This is a genomic window from Azorhizobium sp. AG788, from assembly GCF_004364705.1.
GTDB classification, from domain to species: domain Bacteria; phylum Pseudomonadota; class Alphaproteobacteria; order Rhizobiales; family Xanthobacteraceae; genus Azorhizobium; species Azorhizobium caulinodans.
On sequence record NZ_SOBM01000007.1, the window covers coordinates 366,239 to 387,027 of the forward strand.

The 20,789-nt window shown below is 64.1% G+C and carries 14 protein-coding genes and 8 pseudogenes; 13 read left to right on the forward strand and 9 right to left on the reverse strand.

Annotation, left to right across the window (positions count from 1 at the left end):
• Positions 1–16 precede the first annotated feature (16 nt).
• From DFO45_RS19995 to DFO45_RS20015, 5 genes are all read left to right on the forward strand, one after another.
• Complete coding sequence (locus DFO45_RS19995; RefSeq protein ID WP_133866227.1) at positions 17–781, forward strand: SDR family NAD(P)-dependent oxidoreductase; 765 nt, start codon at positions 17–19, stop codon at positions 779–781.
• A gap of 159 nt (positions 782–940) precedes the next feature.
• A complete protein-coding gene (locus tag DFO45_RS20000) occupies positions 941–2,146 on the forward strand; it encodes a WcbD protein (protein ID WP_012168570.1) in 1,206 nt (401 codons plus the stop codon).
• Complete coding sequence (locus DFO45_RS20005) at positions 2,143–2,985, forward strand: ABC transporter permease (protein WP_012168571.1); 843 nt, start codon at positions 2,143–2,145, stop codon at positions 2,983–2,985. The genes DFO45_RS20000 and DFO45_RS20005 overlap by 4 nt, the downstream gene beginning before the upstream one ends.
• Positions 2,982–4,232 carry a hypothetical protein gene (locus tag DFO45_RS20010; RefSeq protein ID WP_133866228.1) on the forward strand — a complete coding sequence of 417 codons (1,251 nt, stop codon included), beginning with the start codon at positions 2,982–2,984 and terminating at the stop codon, positions 4,230–4,232. Before DFO45_RS20005 ends, DFO45_RS20010 begins: the two co-directional genes overlap by 4 nt.
• The gene (locus tag DFO45_RS20015; protein WP_245518190.1) at positions 4,229–4,939 is read left to right on the forward strand and encodes an ABC transporter ATP-binding protein; all 711 of its coding nucleotides are present in this window, start codon (positions 4,229–4,231) and stop codon (positions 4,937–4,939) included. The genes DFO45_RS20010 and DFO45_RS20015 overlap by 4 nt, the downstream gene beginning before the upstream one ends.
• A 66-nt stretch (positions 4,940–5,005) precedes the next feature.
• On the opposite strand, the gene DFO45_RS20020 is transcribed toward DFO45_RS20015, so the two are convergent.
• The 3 genes from DFO45_RS20020 to DFO45_RS20030 form a co-directional block, all read right to left on the reverse strand.
• Entirely contained in the window at positions 5,006–6,238 is a 1,233-nt protein-coding gene (locus DFO45_RS20020; protein WP_166657194.1) for an FkbM family methyltransferase, read from the reverse strand.
• A gap of 91 nt (positions 6,239–6,329) precedes the next feature.
• Complete coding sequence (locus DFO45_RS20025) at positions 6,330–7,409, reverse strand: hypothetical protein (protein ID WP_133866230.1); 1,080 nt, start codon at positions 7,407–7,409, stop codon at positions 6,330–6,332.
• Between the two features lie 187 nt (positions 7,410–7,596).
• Complete coding sequence (locus tag DFO45_RS20030; protein ID WP_245518191.1) at positions 7,597–8,925, reverse strand: glycosyltransferase family 1 protein; 1,329 nt, start codon at positions 8,923–8,925, stop codon at positions 7,597–7,599.
• Positions 8,926–9,268: 343 nt separating this feature from the next.
• Here DFO45_RS20030 and DFO45_RS20035 point away from each other — a divergent pair, with 343 nt between their 5' ends.
• From DFO45_RS20035 to DFO45_RS20050, 4 genes and pseudogenes are all read left to right on the forward strand, one after another.
• Positions 9,269–10,669 (forward strand): glycosyltransferase family 1 protein, encoded by a 1,401-nt coding sequence (locus DFO45_RS20035; protein WP_012168578.1) that lies wholly within the window; start codon positions 9,269–9,271, stop codon positions 10,667–10,669.
• A gap of 113 nt (positions 10,670–10,782) precedes the next feature.
• Positions 10,783–11,457 (forward strand): CDP-alcohol phosphatidyltransferase family protein, encoded by a 675-nt coding sequence (locus DFO45_RS20040; RefSeq protein ID WP_052285811.1) that lies wholly within the window; start codon positions 10,783–10,785, stop codon positions 11,455–11,457.
• Between the two features lie 146 nt (positions 11,458–11,603).
• A pseudogene (locus DFO45_RS20045) lies at positions 11,604–11,783 on the forward strand (IS21 family transposase); the annotation flags it as partial.
• A 169-nt stretch (positions 11,784–11,952) separates the two neighbouring features.
• A pseudogene (locus DFO45_RS20050) lies at positions 11,953–12,438 on the forward strand (IS5/IS1182 family transposase); the annotation flags it as partial.
• A gap of 40 nt (positions 12,439–12,478) precedes the next feature.
• Here DFO45_RS20050 and DFO45_RS20055 read toward each other — a convergent pair.
• The 4 genes and pseudogenes from DFO45_RS20055 to DFO45_RS25130 form a co-directional block, all read right to left on the reverse strand.
• The gene (locus DFO45_RS20055) at positions 12,479–13,096 is read right to left on the reverse strand and encodes a plasmid pRiA4b ORF-3 family protein (RefSeq protein WP_133866231.1); all 618 of its coding nucleotides are present in this window, start codon (positions 13,094–13,096) and stop codon (positions 12,479–12,481) included.
• A pseudogene (locus tag DFO45_RS20060) lies at positions 13,093–14,123 on the reverse strand (IS66 family transposase). Before DFO45_RS20060 ends, DFO45_RS20055 begins: the two are co-directional and overlap by 4 nt.
• 93 nt (positions 14,124–14,216) lie before the next feature.
• Positions 14,217–14,510, reverse strand: a complete 294-nt coding sequence (gene tnpB / locus DFO45_RS20065) for an IS66 family insertion sequence element accessory protein TnpB (RefSeq protein ID WP_208299841.1) — start codon at positions 14,508–14,510, stop codon at positions 14,217–14,219.
• Positions 14,511–14,823: 313 nt separating this feature from the next.
• A pseudogene (locus DFO45_RS25130) lies at positions 14,824–14,939 on the reverse strand (IS66 family insertion sequence element accessory protein TnpB); the annotation flags it as partial.
• Between the two features lie 64 nt (positions 14,940–15,003).
• On the opposite strand from DFO45_RS25130, the pseudogene DFO45_RS20075 reads away from it, so the two are divergent.
• Positions 15,004–15,167: pseudogene (locus DFO45_RS20075) on the forward strand (transposase); the annotation flags it as partial.
• Positions 15,168–15,305: 138 nt separating this feature from the next.
• Here DFO45_RS20075 and DFO45_RS20080 read toward each other — a convergent pair.
• Positions 15,306–15,782 carry a hypothetical protein gene (locus tag DFO45_RS20080; RefSeq protein ID WP_133866232.1) on the reverse strand — a complete coding sequence of 159 codons (477 nt, stop codon included), beginning with the start codon at positions 15,780–15,782 and terminating at the stop codon, positions 15,306–15,308.
• A gap of 515 nt (positions 15,783–16,297) precedes the next feature.
• Here DFO45_RS20080 and DFO45_RS20085 point away from each other — a divergent pair.
• Both DFO45_RS20085 and DFO45_RS20090 read left to right on the forward strand, forming a co-directional pair.
• Positions 16,298–16,525, forward strand: a pseudogene (locus DFO45_RS20085) (transposase); the annotation flags it as partial.
• Between the two features lie 559 nt (positions 16,526–17,084).
• Positions 17,085–18,231, forward strand: a pseudogene (locus DFO45_RS20090) (IS3 family transposase).
• A gap of 19 nt (positions 18,232–18,250) precedes the next feature.
• Here the strand turns inward: DFO45_RS20090 and DFO45_RS20095 are convergent.
• Positions 18,251–18,769, reverse strand: a pseudogene (locus DFO45_RS20095) (transposase); the annotation flags it as partial.
• A 517-nt stretch (positions 18,770–19,286) separates the two neighbouring features.
• Here DFO45_RS20095 and DFO45_RS20100 point away from each other — a divergent pair.
• Complete coding sequence (locus DFO45_RS20100; protein WP_133866233.1) at positions 19,287–20,114, forward strand: sulfotransferase domain-containing protein; 828 nt, start codon at positions 19,287–19,289, stop codon at positions 20,112–20,114.
• Positions 20,115–20,789 lie beyond the last annotated feature (675 nt).

A 20,789-nucleotide genomic window follows, 5' to 3' on the forward strand; every position in this document is an offset into this window, starting at 1 on the left:
GGCGGAAGGGCCGGGCATGGCAGCCGAACTGACGGTCATCACCGGCGCCTCCAGCGGGATCGGCGCAGCTCTGGCCCGTGCCCTCGCAAAGCCGGGTGCCGCGCTTGCGCTTGTCGGCCGCAATGCCGAACGGCTCGAAAGTGTGGCTCAGGACTGCCGCGCCCGCGGCGCGCACTGCGTGACTGGCGCGCTCGACGTGTGCGACCGGCCTGCGCTTGAAGCGTTTCTCGATGGTTTGGGCGAGCCGGTTGGGCTCTTCATCGCCAATGCCGGTATCCTCGACGGCCGGCGCGATGGCGAGACCGTCGAGAGTGGCGCGGCCGCCCATCGGGTGCTCGACACCAACCTGCTCGCGACCGTCGATGCCCTGCACATGGTGCTGCCCGGCATGCGGGCGCGGCGGAAGGGCCGGCTGCTGCTGATTGCCTCGCTCGCAGCTTTCGCCCCCTTACCCGATGCGCCCGCCTATTCCGCCGCCAAGGCGGGCCTCCTCTCCTACGGCCTTGCCCTGCGCGAGGCGCTGCACGGGGAGGGCATCTCGGTCTGTGTTGCCTGCCCAGGCTATGTGACGAGCGCCATGAGCGCCCAGCATCTCGGCCACCGGCCGGGGGAGATCACCGCCGATGACGCCGCCGCCCGCATCCTCGGCGCACTGGAACGTGATGCCGCCGTCTCCGGCTTTCCCTTCACGCTCTACTGGAGCTCGCGCCTCTCCCTGCTGGTTCCGGCCTTTGTCCGGCGCCTCGGAATGAAAGGGCTGCGCTTTCGCGTGGGCGGGTAGGGAATTCGATCCGGAGCGGCAGGAGATTTCCGAAACGGAAAGGGTCTGTCCTCAAGATTGCTGCAATCCCATGGGATTGGCCACCGTCCCGCCCTCGCGTGCGGGCGGTGCATCAATCTGCTAAAAAGGCGGCAGGTGCCGGCGGAGACAGGCTGAAGGATGAGCGTGACAGAACGATCCCTGCCGGCGATCGTGACCAACCTCCTGTCCGGTGCGAAGCCGCCGCCGGGGGTGGGTCGCGCGGCCGAGGCCTATCTGGCGGCTCTCACCTGGCGCAAGCATCTGGCGCGCATCGGTTTCTGCCTGCTCGTGGTGGCGCCGACCCTTCTCGCGACGGTGTTCTACGGGCTTCTGGCAGCGCCCCGCTATGTCTCCGAGGTGAAGTTCATCGTCCGCAGCGTCTCCTCGCAGCGGGCCACCGGCCTCGACATGCTGTTCCGCACCTTCGGCATTTCCAAGACGGTGGATGATGCCAACGTGATCCAGCAATATCTGCAATCGCGCGATGCCCTGCAGGGCGTCATCGACGCTGGCGTGGATGTGAAGGCCATCTTCCAGCGCCCGGAAGCGGACTGGTGGTCCAGCTATCCCTATTTCTGGCGGCGGGACACGACCGAGTCCCTCTTTGACTATTTCTCAAACCGCGTCTCGGTGGTGGAGGACAGCACCAAGGGCATCCTGGAGCTGAAGGTGGTGACCTTCCGGCCGGAGGATTCCCTGCTCCTGTCGAAGACGCTGCTCAAGCTTGCGGAAGGCATGGTCAACCGCATGAACGAGCGCGCGCAGCGCGATGCCATGGGCTCGGCGCAGCGCGAGGTGAATTTCGCCATGGAGACGGTGATCAAGGCGCAGGGCGAACTCACCGCCTTCCGCAACAAGGAGATCATCGTCGATCCCTCCAAATCCACCTTCTCGCTCATCGAGACCATCGGCAATCTCTCCACCGACCTGTCCTTCGCGCAGGCCGAGCTGAAGCAGATGCTGACGACATCGCCCAACAGTCCCCAGATCCCCACCCAGCGCGCCAAGATCGCAGCACTGGAGGAACGCGTCCGGGTGGAGCGGGCCAAGATGGCGGGCGGCGACAATTCGCTGGCCAACAAGATCGCCACCTATGAGCAGCTCGCCCTGCGGCGCGACCTGGCGGACAAGAGCCTCTCCAACGCCATGAACGCGCTTGACGTGGCCCGCCAGGAAGCGCGCCGCCAGCACATCTATGTGGAAGAGGTGGTGGAGCCCAACCTGCCGGATGAATCCACGGAGCCCAGGCGGTTCCGGTCGGTGATGGCCGTTCTCGTGTTCGGCTTCGCCATCTTTGCGGTCATCTGGATCGTGTCCGTCGGCTACGGGGAGCACACGCAATGACGCTGGTCGAAAGGCTGCGCGCGTTCGCCGAGGTGCCACAGCCGGAGACCGGCACGCGCCGCCCCTTCGGCGCTGCCTTCCTGGTGCAGACCCGCGTGGTTATGGCCCTGATGCTGCGGGGCGCTTTGTCCCGCTACGGCCATGAGAACCTCGGCTTCTTCTGGTTGATGGGCGAGCCGCTGCTGATGACATGCGGCGTCATGGCGATGTGGTCCATGGCGGGAATGGACCACGGGCATGGCGTTGGGCTCGTGCCGTTCGTTCTGACCGGCTACACCATGCTCACCCTCTGGCGCCATATCGTCGGGCACATGGCGCACGCAATGGGCCACGGCGCCGGCCTGATGTTCCATCGCAACGTGCGCATGCTCGACAATCTGTGCGGCAACGTGATCCTGGAAAGCCTCGGCGGGCTGTCGGCTTTCTTCATCGCCTACATTCCGCTTTATATGGCCGATCTCGTTCCGCCCATTCACGACCCGCTGCTGCTGCTCGGCGGCTGGGCCATGATCACGTGGCTTGGCCTCGGTTTCGGGATGATCATCGCCGCGTTGTCGGAATTCAGCGAAGCCGTGAGCCGGTTTATCCCGCCCGTCATGTATGTGAGCATTCCGGCGACGGGCGCCTTCTACATGCTGGAATGGATGCCGGAAAAGGCGCAGGCAGTTCTGGTCTGGTCGCCGCTGGTGCATCCGTTCGAAATGTTCCGGGGCGGGCTGTTCGGCGACATGGTCGGCGCCAAGTTCAGCTTCGGCTACATGAGCCTCGTCTGCACCATCCTCACCGCTGTCGGTCTGGCCATGGTGCGCGCGGCTGAAAAACATGTGCACGTGCAATGAGTCAGCCTGTCCAGACCAGTAATTCCGAGGACCGCGCCGTTGCCGAACCGGCAGTGCCGCGGATTGCGCCCCAGCGGCATATCGAGCTGGTTCCCATCGCGCCCGAAGCGCTGCCGCAGCACGTTGGCGCCGAGGGCCGCCCGCACGTTGCCGTGCAGCCTTGGTGGCGTCGGCATGGGCTCTTCCTCGGCCTCTTCGTCCTGCCGGTGTTCGCCGCGCTGCTCTATTTCGGGCTGATCGCGTCGGACATCTACACGTCCGAGGCCAAGTTCCTCGTCCGCGCGTCCGCGCGCAGCGTCGCCGGGAGCCTTTCGGCCATGATGCCGGGGGATTCCATGTCCCGCGCGGCGGACGAGACCTATGCCGTCTCCGAATACATGCTGTCCCGCGATGCGGCTGCGGAGCTGGCCAAGACAGCCGGTCTGCGGGACGTGATGGACCGGTCTGAAGCGGACATGTTCAACCGCTATCCGAGCTGGTTCGGCAAGGAGAACGAGGAGCAGTTCTACCGCGCCTACCGCCGGATGGTGGATGTGGTGCCGGACGGCGGCACCGGCATTTCTACCCTGGTTGTGCGGGCCTATCGGGCCGATGACGCCCAGGCGGTGGCCAAGGCCCTGATCGCCGCGGGCGAGAAGTTCGTCAACAAGCTCAACCTTCGTTCCAACGAGGACGCGGTCAAGTTCTCGGAAAGCATGGTGAAGGAGACCCAGCTTCGCCTGTCCGACGTCGAGGCGCGCCTCGCCGCCTACCGCAACAGCCAACTCGTGGTGGACCCGGAAAAGGAGTCCACCCAGTCGCTGGCGATCCTCGGCAAGATGACGACGGAAATCTCCCGCCTGGAAGCGACCCTCTCGCAGCAGATGGCGATGGCGCCGGACAGCCCGGCCATCACGCCCCTGCGGGAACGCATCGCCGCCTACCGGACGGAGATGCAGAAGCAGCAGAAGAATGTGGTGGGCGGTGCGGATTCCATCGCCAGCAAGCTCCAGGGCTACGAGCTCCTGATCCTGGAACGGGATCTCGCGGGTCGCGCGCTCGCGGTGGCGACGGCTTCGCTCGAAAGCGCCCGGCAGGAGGCCCAGTCGCAACGCATCTATCTGCAGGAGGTGACGGAGCCGAACCTGCCGGACCAGGCGTTGCAGCCGAAGCGCCTGCTCGCGATTTTCGTCGTCGCCTTCCTGTCGCTTTGTGCCTACTGGATCGCCCGCAGCTTCATCGCCAACACGCTGGATCATCAGGCATGACGGATCTGATGGTGCGGGGAGACGTGCAGCCGCCCCCCGCTCTCGGCGAGCTTCCGGACGGCATCTCCCTCGACGGCATCGTCAAGGAATATCACACACCCATCGGCAACCGGCGGGTGCTGGACGGTATCAGCTTCGACATCGCCAGGGGCGAGAAGATCGCCATCCTCGGCCGTAACGGTGCGGGCAAGTCCACGCTGATGAAGATCATTGGCGGGGTCGAGAAGCCCACAAAGGGCAAGATGCGGTTCGGCATGTCCATGTCGTGGCCCATCGCCTTCGCCGGCGGCTTCGACCACACCATGAGCGGCCTCGACAATATCCGCTTCATTTCCCGGCTCTATGGCGTGCCCGAGCAGGAGGCGGTCGCGCGGGTGGACCAGTTTGCGGAGCTGGGCCGCCTTCTCAACCTGCCGGTGAAGACCTATTCCACGGGCATGCGCAGCCGCCTGATGTTCGGCCTGTCGCTCGCGGTGGACTTCGACTGCTTCCTCGTGGACGAGATGATCTCGGTCGGCGACCAGCGCTTCCAGCGCAAGTGCCACGAGGAAATGTTCGTGAAGCGCGCCCACTGCTCCATGATCCTCGTCAGCCATGACACCAACATCATCCGCAACTACTGCAAGAAGGCGCTGGTGCTGAAGAACGGGCGGGGTCGCGTGTTCGAGGACCTGGAACTCGCCCTGCGCATCTACGACTCGCTATAGGGTCGGCCCGACCTGTCCCTTGCGCGCCGGCCGCCATCGGGACCGGGGGGCGCCGGGCCGGACGCCCTACCCCAGGCGCTGGATGCGGATGCTCTTCAGGCTGACGGTCGCCCGGTTGTTCTTCGGGCGGCAGACCAGTTCGAACTGCGGCAGGTCGGTCTCGATCAGCACGTCCGCCGTCAGATTGTCAGGCCCGAGAAGCACGCTCGTGGTCGGATAGCCGAAATGATGCGCGAGGACGACCTCGATGATGCCGTCGGTCGTGCCCTCGAGCGTCAGGCGATAAATGCCGCGGTGCAGATACCAGTAGGGCCCGTGGAAAATGATGTCGCCGGCCTCACCGCCCACGACGAGCATGTCCCGCGTGCGTTCCTTGACGCGTTCGGCGTTCGCCAGGAACTGGCGGGGATAGATGCGGAAGTGATTGCGGTTGCGCTCGATATCCGGATCGTGCGACGCAACCACATAGCCTGAATAAGCCGAGAGTTCGCCGTCGGCGATGGGAAAGAGCAGGCTGTCCGCCGTAATGCCGAACAAATGCAGTCCGGCGCCGCGCAGCACGGCCTCGATATCGGCCTCATAGCCGCGGTCGCGTTCGAGCTTCTCGAACAGCAGCACCGCCTTCGGCGACCGCGCGATGAGGCCCTGCATGCCCCGCAGCACTTCGAGCTCGAAGCCCTCCACGTCGATCTTCGCGAGATCGAAGGTGAAATCCGACCCCAGGAAGTCGTCGAGACGATGCACAGGGGTAACAACGGCTGTCGTGCCCGCCGCCGCGGCCGCCATGCCGCCGCCACCCAGATGTCCATCCGGGTAGGCGAGCGTCACCTCCCCGTTCGTATCGCCGAGCGCGCACTGGTGCACGACGATGACGCCATCGTCCGCGGCGAGTTGGCTGAACCCGTTGAGATAGGAGCTGGCGCGGGCCAGCCGCACGAGCGTCGGATGGGGCTCGAAGGCATGGATCTTTCCATGCAACTTGTTCCGCTGGGCCACCTTCAGGCTGTAGAAGCCAAGGTTGGCGCCGATGTCCAGAAAGACGGTGTCGTCCCGGACGAAGCTCATCAGCACGTCGAGGTTTTCTTTTTCATAGATGCCGCCGTTGATGAAATTGGCCGGCGGCCCGAAATCGTTGGAATTCACATAGATGGGCGTCTCGTCCTCGAGATAGGTGATCGCCGTGTTGCCGCCGATATAGGTGCCGGCCCGTTTCCGCAGGAATTCCGTGTTCAGGTAGATGTGCTCGATCTTCTGGACCGCATCGCTCAGGCGCGAGAGGCGCTGCAGTATCTCGACCATCTCGGGGCTCATGGCGGAACCTTTGCGACTCATCGTACTCGCGCCTTCTCAATCAGGATGAAGCTGTAGGGGCTTTGCGTCGGTCTCAAGATCAGGCGGCCTGGACGGGCCGGCCCGATTTTCGCGGATAGAGGTCTACGTTGACGATCGATATCTCCCTAAGCGTCAGCCACCCTTCGATTGCGCCCTCTGTTATCGCAAGCTGTATGATGATCGGGTAAAAAGGGTCTTGGCATTCAAAATCGATGTCATAATAAAAAAGCCCGCTCTTTGGCAGAACAGCGGTAACCGTCGCGAAAACCTGATCTTCCGCAAAGACGTCCGACCGCAGTCTGTTGCCTGACAGGTTCTCGGATATCTCGACGAACACCCGTGCGCGCCAGCGGCCCTGCGGCAGGCACAGGGAATGGCCGCCGATGAGGATGCGGGCGGCCCCCACCATTTCAACCGACCCGTCCAGATAGGCGATCTCTGGCTCGAACTTGAAGCAGACGGTGGGCGGCCAGATGAATTCCACCGGCGCCAGATCGCGCAGGAGCGGCTCGTATTGCGACAGTACGAAGCGCGCGTCCTCGGCCAGGCTGGAGCGGGGGTATTGCGCATCGTGGTTATAGTCCGGGAAGAGGAGGCTGAGGCTCTCCTCCACGGACATGTCGGGCCGGTCGGCGAGGCGCATTTCGGCGAGCAGGCCCGGCAGGCTCGAGACGGACGCCTCGATGCCGTAGAAGTTGAGGAGCTGTTCGATCAGGTCGACGGCCCGGTCCGGATAATTGGCTTCCGACACACGAAAGATGAACGCGCAATCCTGCAGCGTCGACAGCGTGCAGGCGCTCTGCGTGGTGATGCGCGCCGCGAGGATGGGGTCGAGCTGCCGCGTGGTGATGCAGTAGCAGGCGACGCGCCACAGGGGCTCGGACACGAGGACCAGCGGATAGTTGTTCTTCAGGAAGATCCGCCGCAGCTCCTCGCGCGGGGAGTCGCTGTGGAAGATGATGGACCCCGACTTCTTGGCCGCCCACGAATTGCGCAGATCGTCGAGCGAGGCGGCGGCGATGAAGGTGTGGTCCGCGGAGACCTCCCGCGCGATGGCGACCGAAACGTTGATGATCCAGCGTGTCAGTGCGGACGGCGTTCCGAACACCGACATCAGGTATGATCGTTTCTCGCTCATGCCCTGGCCCGGCACTCCTCAGGCCATGCGGGACGCGCGCAGAGAGGGGCCGGTTGCATGCCAGCGCGCGCCGACACACCCTCGGCGCCCCGGCGACGGGCGGCGCTCAGCGGGGCACGTTCCAGGGCCCGCTCTGTCGCACCGTCCGACAGCAGGACGGCAAGAAACCCCTTATTCCGTTGCGGCATCACACCAGACGTTCGTACATGGCCTGCACCCGCTCCGCATAGCGGGCGAGCGAGAAGAATTCCGCCCGCGCCCGGCCCCGGGCAGCGAGGTCGGCGCGCATATCGGCATCGTCATGCACCGCCCGGAGCGCGCGCGCAATGCTGCCGGTATCATAGGGGTCCACCAGCAGCGCGGCATCGCCGGCGATCTCGGCCGTCGCCCCGATGTCGGAGGTGATGACCGGCGTGCCCAGCAGCATGCTCTCGAGGATGGGCAGGCCGAAGCCCTCATAGAGCGAGGGGAAGACGGTCGCCTTCGCGCCGCGGATGACGCTCACGAGCAGGGAGAAGGGCGCATACTCGAGCCGCCGCACCCGCTCGCGTGTGAAGGTGCGCGTGCCCACCTGCTCGATATATTTCTGGCTGCTGTCATTCAGCAGACGCAGCTCCTCGTGGGACTTCCAGGCCGCATTGCCCAGAAGGACGAGCGGCGCGTCCATCTGCGTGCCGAGATAGGCCTCGATGAGGCGGCCAACGTTCTTTTTGGGCTCGATGGCGCCGAAGAAGAGGAAATAGCCCTTGTAGGGCAGGCCGAAGGCACCCTCGATGTCCGCCCGCACCTCTTCCTCGGACCGGTCGAGATATTTCTGCGGGATTTCGGCGGACTGGTAGGTGTTGGTGATCTTCTCCGGCGGGCAGCCCAGCAGCTCGATGATGTCGCGCTTCGAGGTCTCCGACACGGTGACGATATGGTCCGCCGTCTGAACCAGCTTCTGGGTGAGGCGCAGGTAGCGCCCCTTGTGGTCCAGCGTGGTGTAGGGCAGGCGCAGCGGCACGAGGTCGTGCAGCGTGTAGATGTTCCTGGCTCCCGGCAGCGTCAGTGGCAGCGGATACGTCCAGTGCATGATGTCGGTGCGGGGCAGGCCCCGGACGTTCATGAAGCCGTTGGTGACGGCGAACTGGGTCGTGGCCGTCTCGAACACGTCCGGCGCATTCCAGATGCGATCGAAATGCGGCAGGCGCGAGCGCTGCGAGCCGAGGATGACGGCGCCGGTAACCGGCACTTCGAACGCCTTCGCGCCGCCGGGCCGCGGCACCAGCCGGCCCGCCGTGCGCAGCGCGGATTCCAGCGGGCTCTTGGGCTTGAAGGGATCGAAGAAGGAGATTTCGCGCAGCAGCTCCGAGCGGCCCGGCCCGAAGGGCGCGCCATAGAGGATTTCCGTCCGAAGGCCGAGGTCCCGGCAGGCATAGCTCAGGTTGCGCGCATACGTGGCAACGCCGGTCCCTTTCTCCAGCCCCAGGTTGTAGCCGTCGATCATGACGGTGGGCGACTGGGCGGGACGTGACATGCGGGACCCTCTGGCAAGATGAAGCGGCCGGGAGCACGCCACGATTTGCGCTGCATGGCAACCATGCATCCGCAGGTGCCTCCATCCTCCCCGTCTTTCAGATTTCCGCCGGCGTGGATGCTTTTCTTAATGTTTAGCTTGCCTGATGAACATACCGATCGCGAGGCTATCCGCGCCTGTCGCCGACGACCTGCGCTGAATATGCCGTTGCCCCGCGATGACAATGCTGCCAGTAATGACAAAATGGGGTGGCGGAATGTTCTTGTGGTGCCGTGCAACGTCCGTTGTCGAACGGTGCTTATCACGCTGCGGAATGTTCATCGGGTGACGGCGGTGATCTGAAATGGTGAGTGTACCCGTCGCCTATGACGTGACCCGCTTGTTTCTCGGCCCGCTCAGCCGGACCCCGCGCGGCATCGATCGCGTGGACTTCGGGCTCGCCGCCCGCCTCTTCCGCCAGTCCTCCTTCCCGTGCGTTGGCGTCATGCCCACGCTGCATGGAACCCGCGCCTTCAGCCACCACGCCGTGCGGCGGGGCCTCGTGCGCCTCCAGCAGCTCTGGGCCGAGCGACAGGGCGGCGACAAGACGGCCATCTGGACCGATCTCGTGGCGGAACTCACCGGCCAGCGTGTCGGGAGTGCCACCATTCCGGCGCCCGCGCCGCTGACCGCGCTGCAGCGGGCGCGGCGGATGACCTCGCTTCTGGCGGCCACCGGATTTTCCTTTGGCAATTCCGCGCGCACCCATGTGCCGGAGCGGGCGGTCTATGTGAATGTGGGCCACATCAGCCTCGCCATGCCCTTCTTCCTGCGCTGGCTGGATGCGCGACCCGACGTCACGCCCGTCTTCATGCTGCACGACGTGATCCCGCTCGACACGCCGGAATATGTGTCGCCTTCCTCTGTGCGGCACCACGCCACCATGGTGGCCTCCACGGCCCGGCATGCGGCCGGCCTTCTGGTGACGACGCAGACCGCCCAGCGCACCGTGCGCGATGCCCTCGCCCGCATCGGGCGCACCGACATCATGACGCTCGCGCAGCCGCTGCCTCTCTCACGCGTCTTCGACACCACGGCCGAGCCCGATCCTGCTCTCGCGGGCGTGCCCTATTTCGTGATCTGCGGCGCCATCGAGCCGCGCAAGAACCACGAGCTGCTGTTCAATGTCTGGCGCGGGCTCACGGCCGAGCTCGGGGCGAAGGCGCCGCACCTCGTCATCATCGGCTCGCCCGGCTGGAAGTGCGACGAGATCCTCCAGCCGGTGCGCAACAATCCGCAGATGTGCCGGCACGTGCACGTGGCCTCCGGCCTCTCGAGTCCGGCGCTGAAGCGCCTGCTCGCGGGGGCGATCGCCCTGCTGATGCCCTCGCACGCGGAAGGCTTCGGCCTGCCGCTCATCGAGGCCATGCGCCTCGGCGTGCCGGTGATGGCCTCCGACATTCCGGCCCACCGGGAAGTGGTGGATGCGCAGGCACTGCTGCTCGACCCGCGCGATCCCCTGGCCTGGGATGCCGCCATCCGGCACTGGGCCGACGGCGGCCGCCCGCAGGTGCATCCGCGCTCCCGCCAGGACACGGTGGACGAGCGGGAGACCTATTTCAGCGGCATCGAGGACTTCCTCGAGGCTTGTGCCGCCGAGCGGGCGAAGCAGCTCGGCCCGGTGGCTCGCCGCACGACGGCGGCGGGCGGGGCGCTGATCGGCAAGCCCGCGAGCGCCGAGAGCAGCGCGCTCGATTCTTTCTGACCGCTCGTCATGCGGCCGTTTTCCGGGCACATGCTGTTCGGTGCCGGTCCGCGTGGCGAAGAGCGGTGGGTGTGGACGCATCTGGCGTCCGATTGCGTGGAGTCCGTTCGTCCGTGACCAAGCCGACCGAAAGCCTGTTCGAGCGTTTCCACGAGAGCTTTCTGGCCGGGCCCGAGCGCCGGCTGCTGCGCTGGATGGCGGCCCGCCTGCCGGCCTTCGTGATGCCGGACCACCTGACCGCCTTCGGCGTCTTCGGGGCGCTGGTGGTGTTCATCGGCTATCTCGCCGCATTCCTCTCGCCGAACTTTCTGTGGCTCGCCAACTTCGGCCTGCTCATCCACTGGTACGGCGATTCCATGGACGGCACGCTCGCCCGCGTGCGCGACATCCAGCGGCCGAAATACGGCTATTTCCTCGACCAGAACATCGACGTGATCGGCAATCTGCTGATCGCCGCCGGCCTCGGCCTCTCGCCTTATGCGCGGCTCGACACGGCGCTGCTGGCGCTGACCGGCTACCACATGTGTTCCATCTACGTCTTCGTGCGGAACGTGGTGCGGCGGGAGTTCCACCTGGCGGTGATGGGCTTCGGCCCAACGGAGGTGCGTATCGGCATCCTGGTGATGAACCTCACCATCCTGATCGCAGGCGCGCCGACCTTCACGCTGTTCGGCCAGCTCTTCACCTGGTGCGATCTGGTGCTGCTCGGCACCTTCGTGCTGCTGACCGTGATGTTCGCCATTTCCTTCGCCGAGGAAGCCAAGCAACTGGCGCGCGAAGGGGAGTAGCGGTTTCCGGGTGACGTTGCCCCCAGCCTTTATCCAGTGTGTTTCGGTATGGAAGATTGCCCCCGTTGTGAGGGGGATCGGCGTGTAATTTTGACCCCCCCTCTTGGCTCATGGTCCGTCGTTTTGTTGCGACGGGCGGGCTGGGGATGAAGGGCGTGGTTACGATTGCGCGGATCCGGCGCGAGCATTTCGTGCGCGGCAAGTCCATTAAAGAGATCGTGCGGGAGCTGCACGTGTCGCGGAACACGGTGCGCAAGGTGCTGCGGACCGGAGCGACGGCATTCAGCTACGAGCGGGCGGTGCTGCCGCTGCCGCGGATCGGGCCCTAGCGGGAGGCCCTGGATGGGCAGAACCCAGTCCTTGAACGGAGCGCCGTTCCTGAGGGCGCCGGGCTTGCGCGCCGGGACCGGCACATAGTGCCAGCGGTCGAAGATGGTCTGGTCCCGGCCGAAGCAGCGCGGGTGGAAGCCGACCGGCCGCCCATCCTGACGCAGTTCGATCCGCTCCGCATAGGCCGTACTCGACGCGGAAGCCGCCGATCCGCCGGACCCTGACGACGAGAGCGGGCCGGGGGGCGTCGTTCTGCATGCGCTGGCAGGGCCGGCGCCTGCGGGGCGAGGATGATGGACCGCCCGACCGGGCGCAGCGCTGCTTCACCGACCCTGACAGCCGCATCCTGCCGACGAGCGACGGCTTCATCTAGGAGGGCTACAACGGTCAGATCGCGGTCGATGCCGCGCATCAGGTGATCGTGTCGCATCGGCTGGTGACCAACTTTCCCGACTATCGCGCCCTCGTGCCACTGATCGATGGCATGCGCGCCCATCTCGGGCGTATACCGCGCGAGGTATCGGGGGTGCCGGCTTCGCAAGCGAAGCAAACCTGGCCGCACTGAGGGACCGGGGGATCGCAGCCTACCTCGCACCGGGCCGGGCGCGTCACGGTGAGGCGGATACGCCCGGGCGTCGGCGGCTGGCGAAGAGTAAGCCTCCGGTGAAGGCTACGCTGCTATTGGGAGCGATCAGCTCATGTGGTTTCGGCTTTCTGCGAAGGCGGCTTTGCCCTGGGCGCGGCGTCGGGCGATCTTGGCGATGCGGGCGCGAATGCGGTCCTTGTCGAGGAGATTTGGATCGAAGGCCCCACCATGCCAGAGCATGAGTTCGTCATGTTGCTCATGTTCGGGATCGGCGATGACCTTGAGGAAGAGCTCGAAGCCCGGGATGCCGCCGACGGCCTCGGGTGGCGCGCGGCGGGCATCGTCGAGATAGCGGGGGTAGTCCGTGGCGGGATCGGCTGTTGCGGTCGCCTCGATCGTGATCGTGCGCCGCCAGTCGTCGCCGAAGTCATAGGTGTAGGTGAGCTTGGTGATGCCGCGGTTGATGAGGGCACCGAGCTTCGTGGCCTTGGCAGAGTAGGTCCTGTCGGGCATGCTGTCCCATTCTGCATCGGGGATGGCGAAGCGTTGCCCGTCAGCTCGGAACCCGAACAGGTGACAGTTCTCGAACGGTATCACGGCCTGGATGACGTCGTGCAAGGCTTTGAGCGAGGAGCCGAGCGGCACCTCGACGCGGCGCCAGATGGCGGGCCACCAGTCATCGAGCTCGATCTTCAGCCGCGCGATGCGATCGGTGTGGCTCATGCTGCGAGACTCCCAGGATAGCACGCCGCACGCCAGTTCCAGGGCAGGAGTTCCGCCGGCCGGTTCTGCGGGGTGTCCGCGATGCGGACGAGGACGTCGGCGAGCCAGGCCTGCCGATCGATGTCGTTGAGGCGGGCGGTGCCGATGAGGCTGTACATGACGGCGGCACGCTCGGCGCCGCGGTCGGATCCAGCGAACAGTCAGGCCTTGCGGCCGAGCGGGCGATGCCGCGCAGCGCCCGCTCGGCCGCATCCGGTGGCGGTCTTGCCCTTCGCCAGGATCGGCACCGGCGTGTCGTCGCTATGCAGGCGTGCCGCGGACAGGACATGGCGCTCGATCCGCGCGTGGAGCGGGCGCAGCGCCGTAGCGCAGGCCCCGACATGGTCGGCCAGGGTCCACAGCGGCAGGTCGATGCCCTCACGGGCATAGCGCTCGCTCTGCGGGTTTAATGGCTGGTGCTGGCCGAACTTCTCGAACAGCACCATCGCCAGCAGGTTCGGTCCGGCATGGCCGCGGGGGATGACATGGAAGGGCGCCGGCGGCTGGGTGACCGCCTCGCAGGCCCGGCAGGAGAAGCGTTCCCGCACCGTCTGGATCGCCTTCCACTGACGCGGGATCACCTCCAGCGTCTCGGTGACGTCCTCGCCAAGCTTCACCAGCCGGGACGAGCCGCAGCACGGGCAGCTCTCCGGCGCGGAGACGACGACACGCTCGCGCGGCAGATGGTTGGGAAAGGGCTTGCGCGCGGGCCGGCTGCGCTGGAAGGCTTGAACAGCGGTGGATCGTGCTGCAGCTTCCGCCGCCAGCTCATCCTCGGTGGCGTCGGCTTCCAGGTTTTCGAGTTGCATTCCATCTAGTCGAGCAGGCGCGCCTTGCGCTCCGAGCGCGGGCCGTAGAGCTCGCGACGGAGCTTCTCGATCTCCAGCTTCAGTCGCGCGATGAGGGCATCCGTGCCGGTGTTCTCCGCCTGAGCCCGCGCCGCCAGCGCCTCGGCTTCCATGCGCGCGGTGCGCTCCGCCAGGATCATGGCGTGGGCTGCGGCAAGGTCGCTTGGTAAAGGATCCATCGAGCTCGACATGCGGCGATGGAATCATATCCGCCAGAGCAACGCCACGCCCAGTCACCCTGTTGCGCCCGGCCGCCACGTCTGCTGCGGGTGCCGCCAATCGATGCCCTCCAGCAGGTAGCCGAGCTGGGCCGGGGTGATCGTCACCACGCCGTCGGACGGCGATGGCCACAGGAAGCGGCCGCGCTCCAGCCGCTTCGAGAACAGGCAGGCGCCCTGGCCATCGTGCCAGATCACCTTGAGGAGGTCCCCGCGCCGACCGCGAAACACGAACAGGTGCCCGCCATGGGGATCGTGCCGCAGGACCTCCTGCACCTGCAGCGCGAGACACGCGAAACCCTTGCGCATGTCGGTATGGCCCGTCGCCAGCCCCGCCCGCACCCGCTCGGAACTGGGACCATCGCCGGTCCAACACCGCGACAAGGCGCCCGATCGCTTCCGGGTCGACACCCGCGTCCACGATGATCCGCCGACCGCACAAAAGGACGATCTCCATCCGTCCGCCAGCTCCGAACTCTTCCTGGACGGTGCCCATCTTGGCCGGGGCAATGACCGCAGGGATAAATGCGGGGCCAACCGACGCTGCTGTCCTCGTCGTCTGGAAAGCGCAAGCTGTGAGCGCGACAGCCCGTGGCGCCGCGCCGTCTCAGAAACGAGACGTGGGCCGGCCAGGCTCTCCTGAACGATCTTCAGCTTCGCATCATCGCTCCAACGCCGGCGACGACCTGTCTCGACAATATCGAGCCGCTCAACGTGACTGTGCATATGGCTGTCCATGCGCACTCTTCTCTGCCCCCGGACGCTTCGCAAACAAGACGGCACTCACCGGAGGGATACGGCGAAGATGCCCATGATGAGCGCGATGGCGGCCCGGCTGAAGCGGGCCGGCCGCTGGAGCCGCTATCGGCTCAGAAAGCAGGTGGTCGAACCGGTGTTCGGGCTGATGAACAGGCCAGAGGCTTCCGCCAATTCCTGCTGCGCGGGCTCGATCAGGTCCGAGGCTAGTGGACCATGATCTGAACCGCCCACTACCTCTTGAAGCTAGTAAAGGCCACTCGCTATGCCCCACCGTACACACTTCGTCCCAACAACTCCCACTTAAAAAAACCAGGCGCCTAAACTCGTCGCCTGGCCAGGCTCCACTTAGGGGGACGTGACTGCGGCGGCGAGCCCTATCTCCGGCGAATCGATGGCATCACTGATCGGAAGCCGCTGCTCGGACAGCAATCTGACGGCCTCTGCCAGGAGATGTTGGATCTGCTCTCCTCCGCCGTCGCCCGGGAGCGCTCCAGCGGCTTGATAGATAAGGCGTATGGAGGGGCCGAGATCCGCGTAAATTGCGGACAGCGCCGACCGTCTCGCACTCTGCGCAAGAGCGGCAAACATGTCTGCCCGAACATGCTCCCGCTTGGTGATGAGCTTGTAGGCTCCCCGTTCGAAACGCCTATCCAAGTGGGCTTTGGCGTACGCTGCCCAGCTGGATTGGAGCGCCGCGTATTCGGTGGCGTCATGAAAGCAGGACCTCAAGCGCTTCTTGGCATTCGCGATGCTGATGGTGGGGACCGTCGCTCCGTTTCGCCTGCGTTGCATCTGCACAGGGGCCACAAACAGGTCCACCACGCCGGCCCCTTCTTCATCGCAGTCATATCTGACGGCGAAACAGCTGCCAGGTCCACACCATGATTCCGCCCAACCGCGAGCATGGGCGACAAGCGCTCGCACGCGCCAGTTCTGGCGGGAGTAGGGGCTATCCCCTTCCTCGCAAAGCCACTCACTGGAGACGATTGCCATCAGGTGCATCGCAACGGCGGCCCCTTTGCGAACCACGGCCCGTGCACGCCGCAGGTGGTCGCGATGGGCGTCCAACAGATCGAGCCCCCTGCCGTCACCGGCAACGGACCAAGCAATGGGTGGGGCTGCTCGCACAATCCGGGATCTGGATCGCTCGTCGAGGCGCCTGCCGTGCGCCTCAGCCGCTCCCAGACCTCCGCTCCCATTGCCAAGGCTCTTGAGTGGCTCGCATCGGACACAGGTAAATAGAGGCATCGCGTATATCTCCGGTGAGAATGCCTGATGCTATTCGCGGGCCTCGCAAGTCACCGATGCTCAAAATGTACGCGGTCAGTTGCGGTCCTTTCCTGCCCGAGAGCTGGACAAGCGATCCGGCACGATTGGCCCGCGCCGGTGTGCCGGACGATCATGCAGGCTATCGGAGCAAGCCCGAGATCGCGCTCGCCGAGATTGATCGGGCGCGGACGGCCGGCCTGCGCTTCGGCTGCGTGCTCGCCGATGCCGGTTATGGCCTCTCCGCGCCGTTCCGGCAGGCATTGAGCGCGCGTGGCCTCACCTGGGCCGTCGGCATCAGAGCACGAACGGATTCTGGCTATGAAAGGGGACAAACCGGGGGCAAGGTCAACGCGACGAGACGGCAGAACGCGGAGCTGGATAGAAGTTGGGGGCAACGTAAGCCACGATGGCTGGCCTGGTACAATCACCAAAGACACCATGGTAGCCTCGATAGAAGGGCACTCGATCGGGCTCTCGCAGGAACAACCATCCGAAGTCACAGCTAGGGACACGATCCTCCGCCGCGGGCCTTCATATTAGGCTCTGGAGTATATTAAGCTCTAGAACCCATTAGAAGTTATGCGCCGCCTGGTAGCGTCTTTGCGTGATAGCTATGCGGTGATGCTCGAGTCGCCTCGGGGCGAGCGTTGTTCGGGAATTGTGAGGTGGTCTCCGGAATCCGGACAGGGAGCTAAGCTTGGTTCGCCCTGCCGAGAGGCCTTGTCGTTGACCGCCCTGATCAGGTCTGGTGCGCCGACATGACCTACATCCCGATGCAGCGCGGCTTTTTCTCCTTGAACCGCCCCTAGATTCCTAGACGCCTTCTTCCCTAAATTTTGAGGCAAGGAGGCCCCGATGGGCAAAGCGAACTTCACCGAGGACTTCAAGCGCGACGCGGTCCTTCAGATCACCGAGCGGGGCTATCCGGTTGCGGAGGTGGCGGCGCGGCTGGGGATCAGCAAGTACTCGCTCTACGAGTGGAGGAAACGGTACGGCAAGCCTGCCGCCGTGGCCCGCGATGACGATCAGGCCGCTGAGGTCCGCCGGCTGAAGCGCGAGTTGCAGCGCGTGACGGAGGAGCGCGACATCCTAAAAAAGCGGCCGCGTACTTCGTCAAGGATGCAAAGTGAAGTACGCGTTCATCGCCGAGCGTCGCCTGCAGTTTTCGATCCGTGCCATGTGTCGGTGACTCCGCGTCCAGCCCAGCGGCTTCTACGCCTGGCTGAAGAAGCCGCTGAGCAAGCGCGCGCAGGAAGACCAACGACAGACCGAGTTGATCCGCGCAGCGTTGAGCGAGAGCGGCAGGGTCTATGGCTATCGCAAGCTTCATGACGACCTGGCGGACATGGGCGAGAGCTGCTGCCCCAACCGGGTTGCGCGGCTGACGCGGCTTGCCGGCATCCGGGCGCAGATCGGCTACAAGCGCCGCCCCGGCCCATATGGCGGCAAGCCATCCCTGGCGGTCGACAACACGCTCGATCGCCGGTTTGACGCGGAAGCGCCTGACAAGGCCTGGGTGACTGACATCACCTACATCCGCACCCACGAAGGCTTCGCCTACCTGGCGGTCGTGCTCGACCTCTTCTCGCGCCGCGTCGTCGGATGGTCGATGCAGCCCCGGCAGACGACCAACGTCGTCCTGCAAGCTCTGCTCGCTGCCGTCTGGCGACGCAAGCCGAAGGATCGTGTGCTGGTGCATTCGGACTAGGGGAGTCGGTTCACCAGCATGGAGTGGGCTTCGTTCCTGAAACACCACGATCTGCAACCGTCGATGAGCCGTCGCGGCAACTGCCATGACAACGCCGTCGCCGAGAGCTTTTTCAACCTGCTCAAGCGCGAGCGTATCCGCCGCAAGATCTACCGCACGCGCGACGAGGCACGCGGGGACGTGTTCGATTACATCGAGATGTTCTACAACCCCACCCGCAAGCACGCACGGAACGGGATGCTGTCGCCCATCGAGTTCGAACGGCAGCACAAAGCCAAAGCCGAGGGCGTCTAGAAAACGCGGGGCGGTTCAAGACGATGCGTCCGCCGCGCCGGACCTTCAGATAGGTTGCGTCGATCGACAGATAGGGCCAGTCGCCCTCGATCGGCCGGTTCAGGAAGGCTTTCACCTTGCCGTCGATCTCTTCGCACAGCCGCGACACCTGGCTCTTGGAGATCCCCGACATGCCCATGGCCTTGGCCAGATCACCGACGGACCGTGTCGAGATGCCCTGCACATAGGCTTCCTGGATCACCGCCGTCAGGGCCTTCCCGGCCATCAGGCGCGGCTCGAGGAAGCCGGGGAATAGCTGCCCTTGCGCACTTGGGGATGCGCAGCTCCACCGTTCCGGCCGCGTCTCCCAGTCCCGCTCGCGATAGCCGTTGCGCTGGGCCCGCCGGCCGGGGTCTTTCTCGCCATAGGCAGCGCCCGTCACGGCGCCCACCTCCAGTTCCATCAGGTGCTCGGCCGCAAAGCCGATCATCTCGCGCAGAAGATCAGCATCGGGGGACTTTTCCACGGGGTCCCGGAAGCTCATCACGTCGGTAGTCATCGGTGGATCTTTCGATCTGGCGTTGGGGTTCGCAACCAGACCCTAACCGAACATCCCCGGTGACCACCTCTGCCGGCACCTACACCACGTCCGGGGACACGATCACGTGCGATCGTCGCGCCCCTTGTCGCCCCACCGCGAACGGCAGGCGCGGAACACATCCAGCGCCACCGCCCAATCCTCGTCCGTCATCCGCGTCAACATGGTCGACCTCGCCAAAAGCCGACCCGCTATGAATCACCGCAATAGCAGGAAGGGAATCCCCACCGCTGCGCCGCCGCCAATACCGTCCACTCCGCCTAAATAATACCTCCTCATCGCCTTCCTGACATATGGAAATCATCGCCTTTAGTCCGTCCAAATATTTGCGTTACACTCAAGCTCACGCCTGAGTGCGAATATCTCACGCTATCTTTTTTTGAGAATCGGTCGGAACTGCCATATAGATATGCCCTACGATCCGCCCTCGGCACATTGATCGTTGCCAGTATGCCTGCGAAACAAAAAAGTATATGAGATGGACAAATATCACGCATATAATATTCCATACTATATTCATAGTGACGGAAATATAAGCCTCGCTCCTCAAGGATATTTGAGCGAACGCGTTGTAGTGATTAGCTCGCCGAAAAGCGGAACATATTACCTAGCGGAAATTTTAAAGGAGTTTGGATTTGTTTCCACAAACTGTCATCTGTCGGATTTGTCAATGACAGATTATAGGTTCTCAACTATCGCTGATAGCGTCTCATCATATAGAAATCTGAACATTGATATGCCACTGAGTGAATCGCTGCCCCTCATCAGGGGCGGTCAGTTTGCAGTAGGCCACCTTCCGCCGTTGGATAACGTCGCGACATTGCTAGGGGATTTCAAAAAGATATTCTTATATCGAGAATGTAGGGCGTCCCTGGTCTCTTTTATGAGATTTTTCAGAAATCCCGGACGGGGAGAAGAATTCGGAACAGAATGGAAGGGCATCGAAGATCCGAAAGACAGAACGTACAGATTCATGTCTCTCTATATCGCAAACCTTATTCAATGGCTGAACGGCATGACGAAGTGGCGTTCGATGGATGGTATATTCACTATAAATTACGAATCGATGATGGGAGATTTCGGAGAAGAAAAAAGAATGAGCACTTTTTTATCATTGGCAGATTTTATCGGCCTCACGCTCGATGAAAATGCAATTCAGCGCGCCCTGGGCTGTGCCACCGGCCGTCCGACGAAGACGTGGTCTGGCGGCAGATCCGTAGTTGCAGAATTTTGGGACGAACGTTCCGAGTCATTGTTCAATCAGTTCGGTGGCCCCGAAGTGAACAGGCTGAATGGCTATACCTAAGGTAGCGATTGTAGGAGGGTATGCTTAATCGGGCGGATACTCATCGTCAGGACGTCATTACGCCTATACTCGCCAACCGGGGGCCTTCGCCAGTCAGCGCTGCTCGAAGGTATAATTGCGCCTGAGATGAACCGACACTGAACGTCCGGTTGCGGAGCTTGCGCCCGGGTGCGTGCCCATTTCATTCGTCAAACCGATTGGCCGCTCGTTACAAAGAGCCACGCCAGCGCGCCCGCGCACAAGGCGGTGATCATTAGGAGGGTGGTAACTTAGTCACCTTCCATGGGCGCCTCCCTGTGCCCCCTGCCGCCCCGATGGTGCTCGCTCCGTTTGGATCACGCACACATCGAAGATGCGTGGATCGGCGCGCCAGCGTCTTTTGGGCGGGGCCTATTGCCCCTGAACGGGGGCGCTGACGGTGGCGCGCAAATCTTCGCTGGGGCCAACCCGATCTGGCTGTCGGTGGCGTCCTCCACGCGTACCCGGACGGGGCGCGAGCGAAGCGCCTCGGCGTCGCGCAAGGCGATCCTCCTGAGATCAGCTTGTGCGAGAAGCCACATCCACTGGCCTGCCCCCTGAGAAGTGGTCCTCCGTGAAGTAGGCTTTTTGAGCCTTTGGAGGATGGCGCGATGGCGCAGAAGAAGCACAAGCCGGAAGAGATCGTCGCGAAGCTTC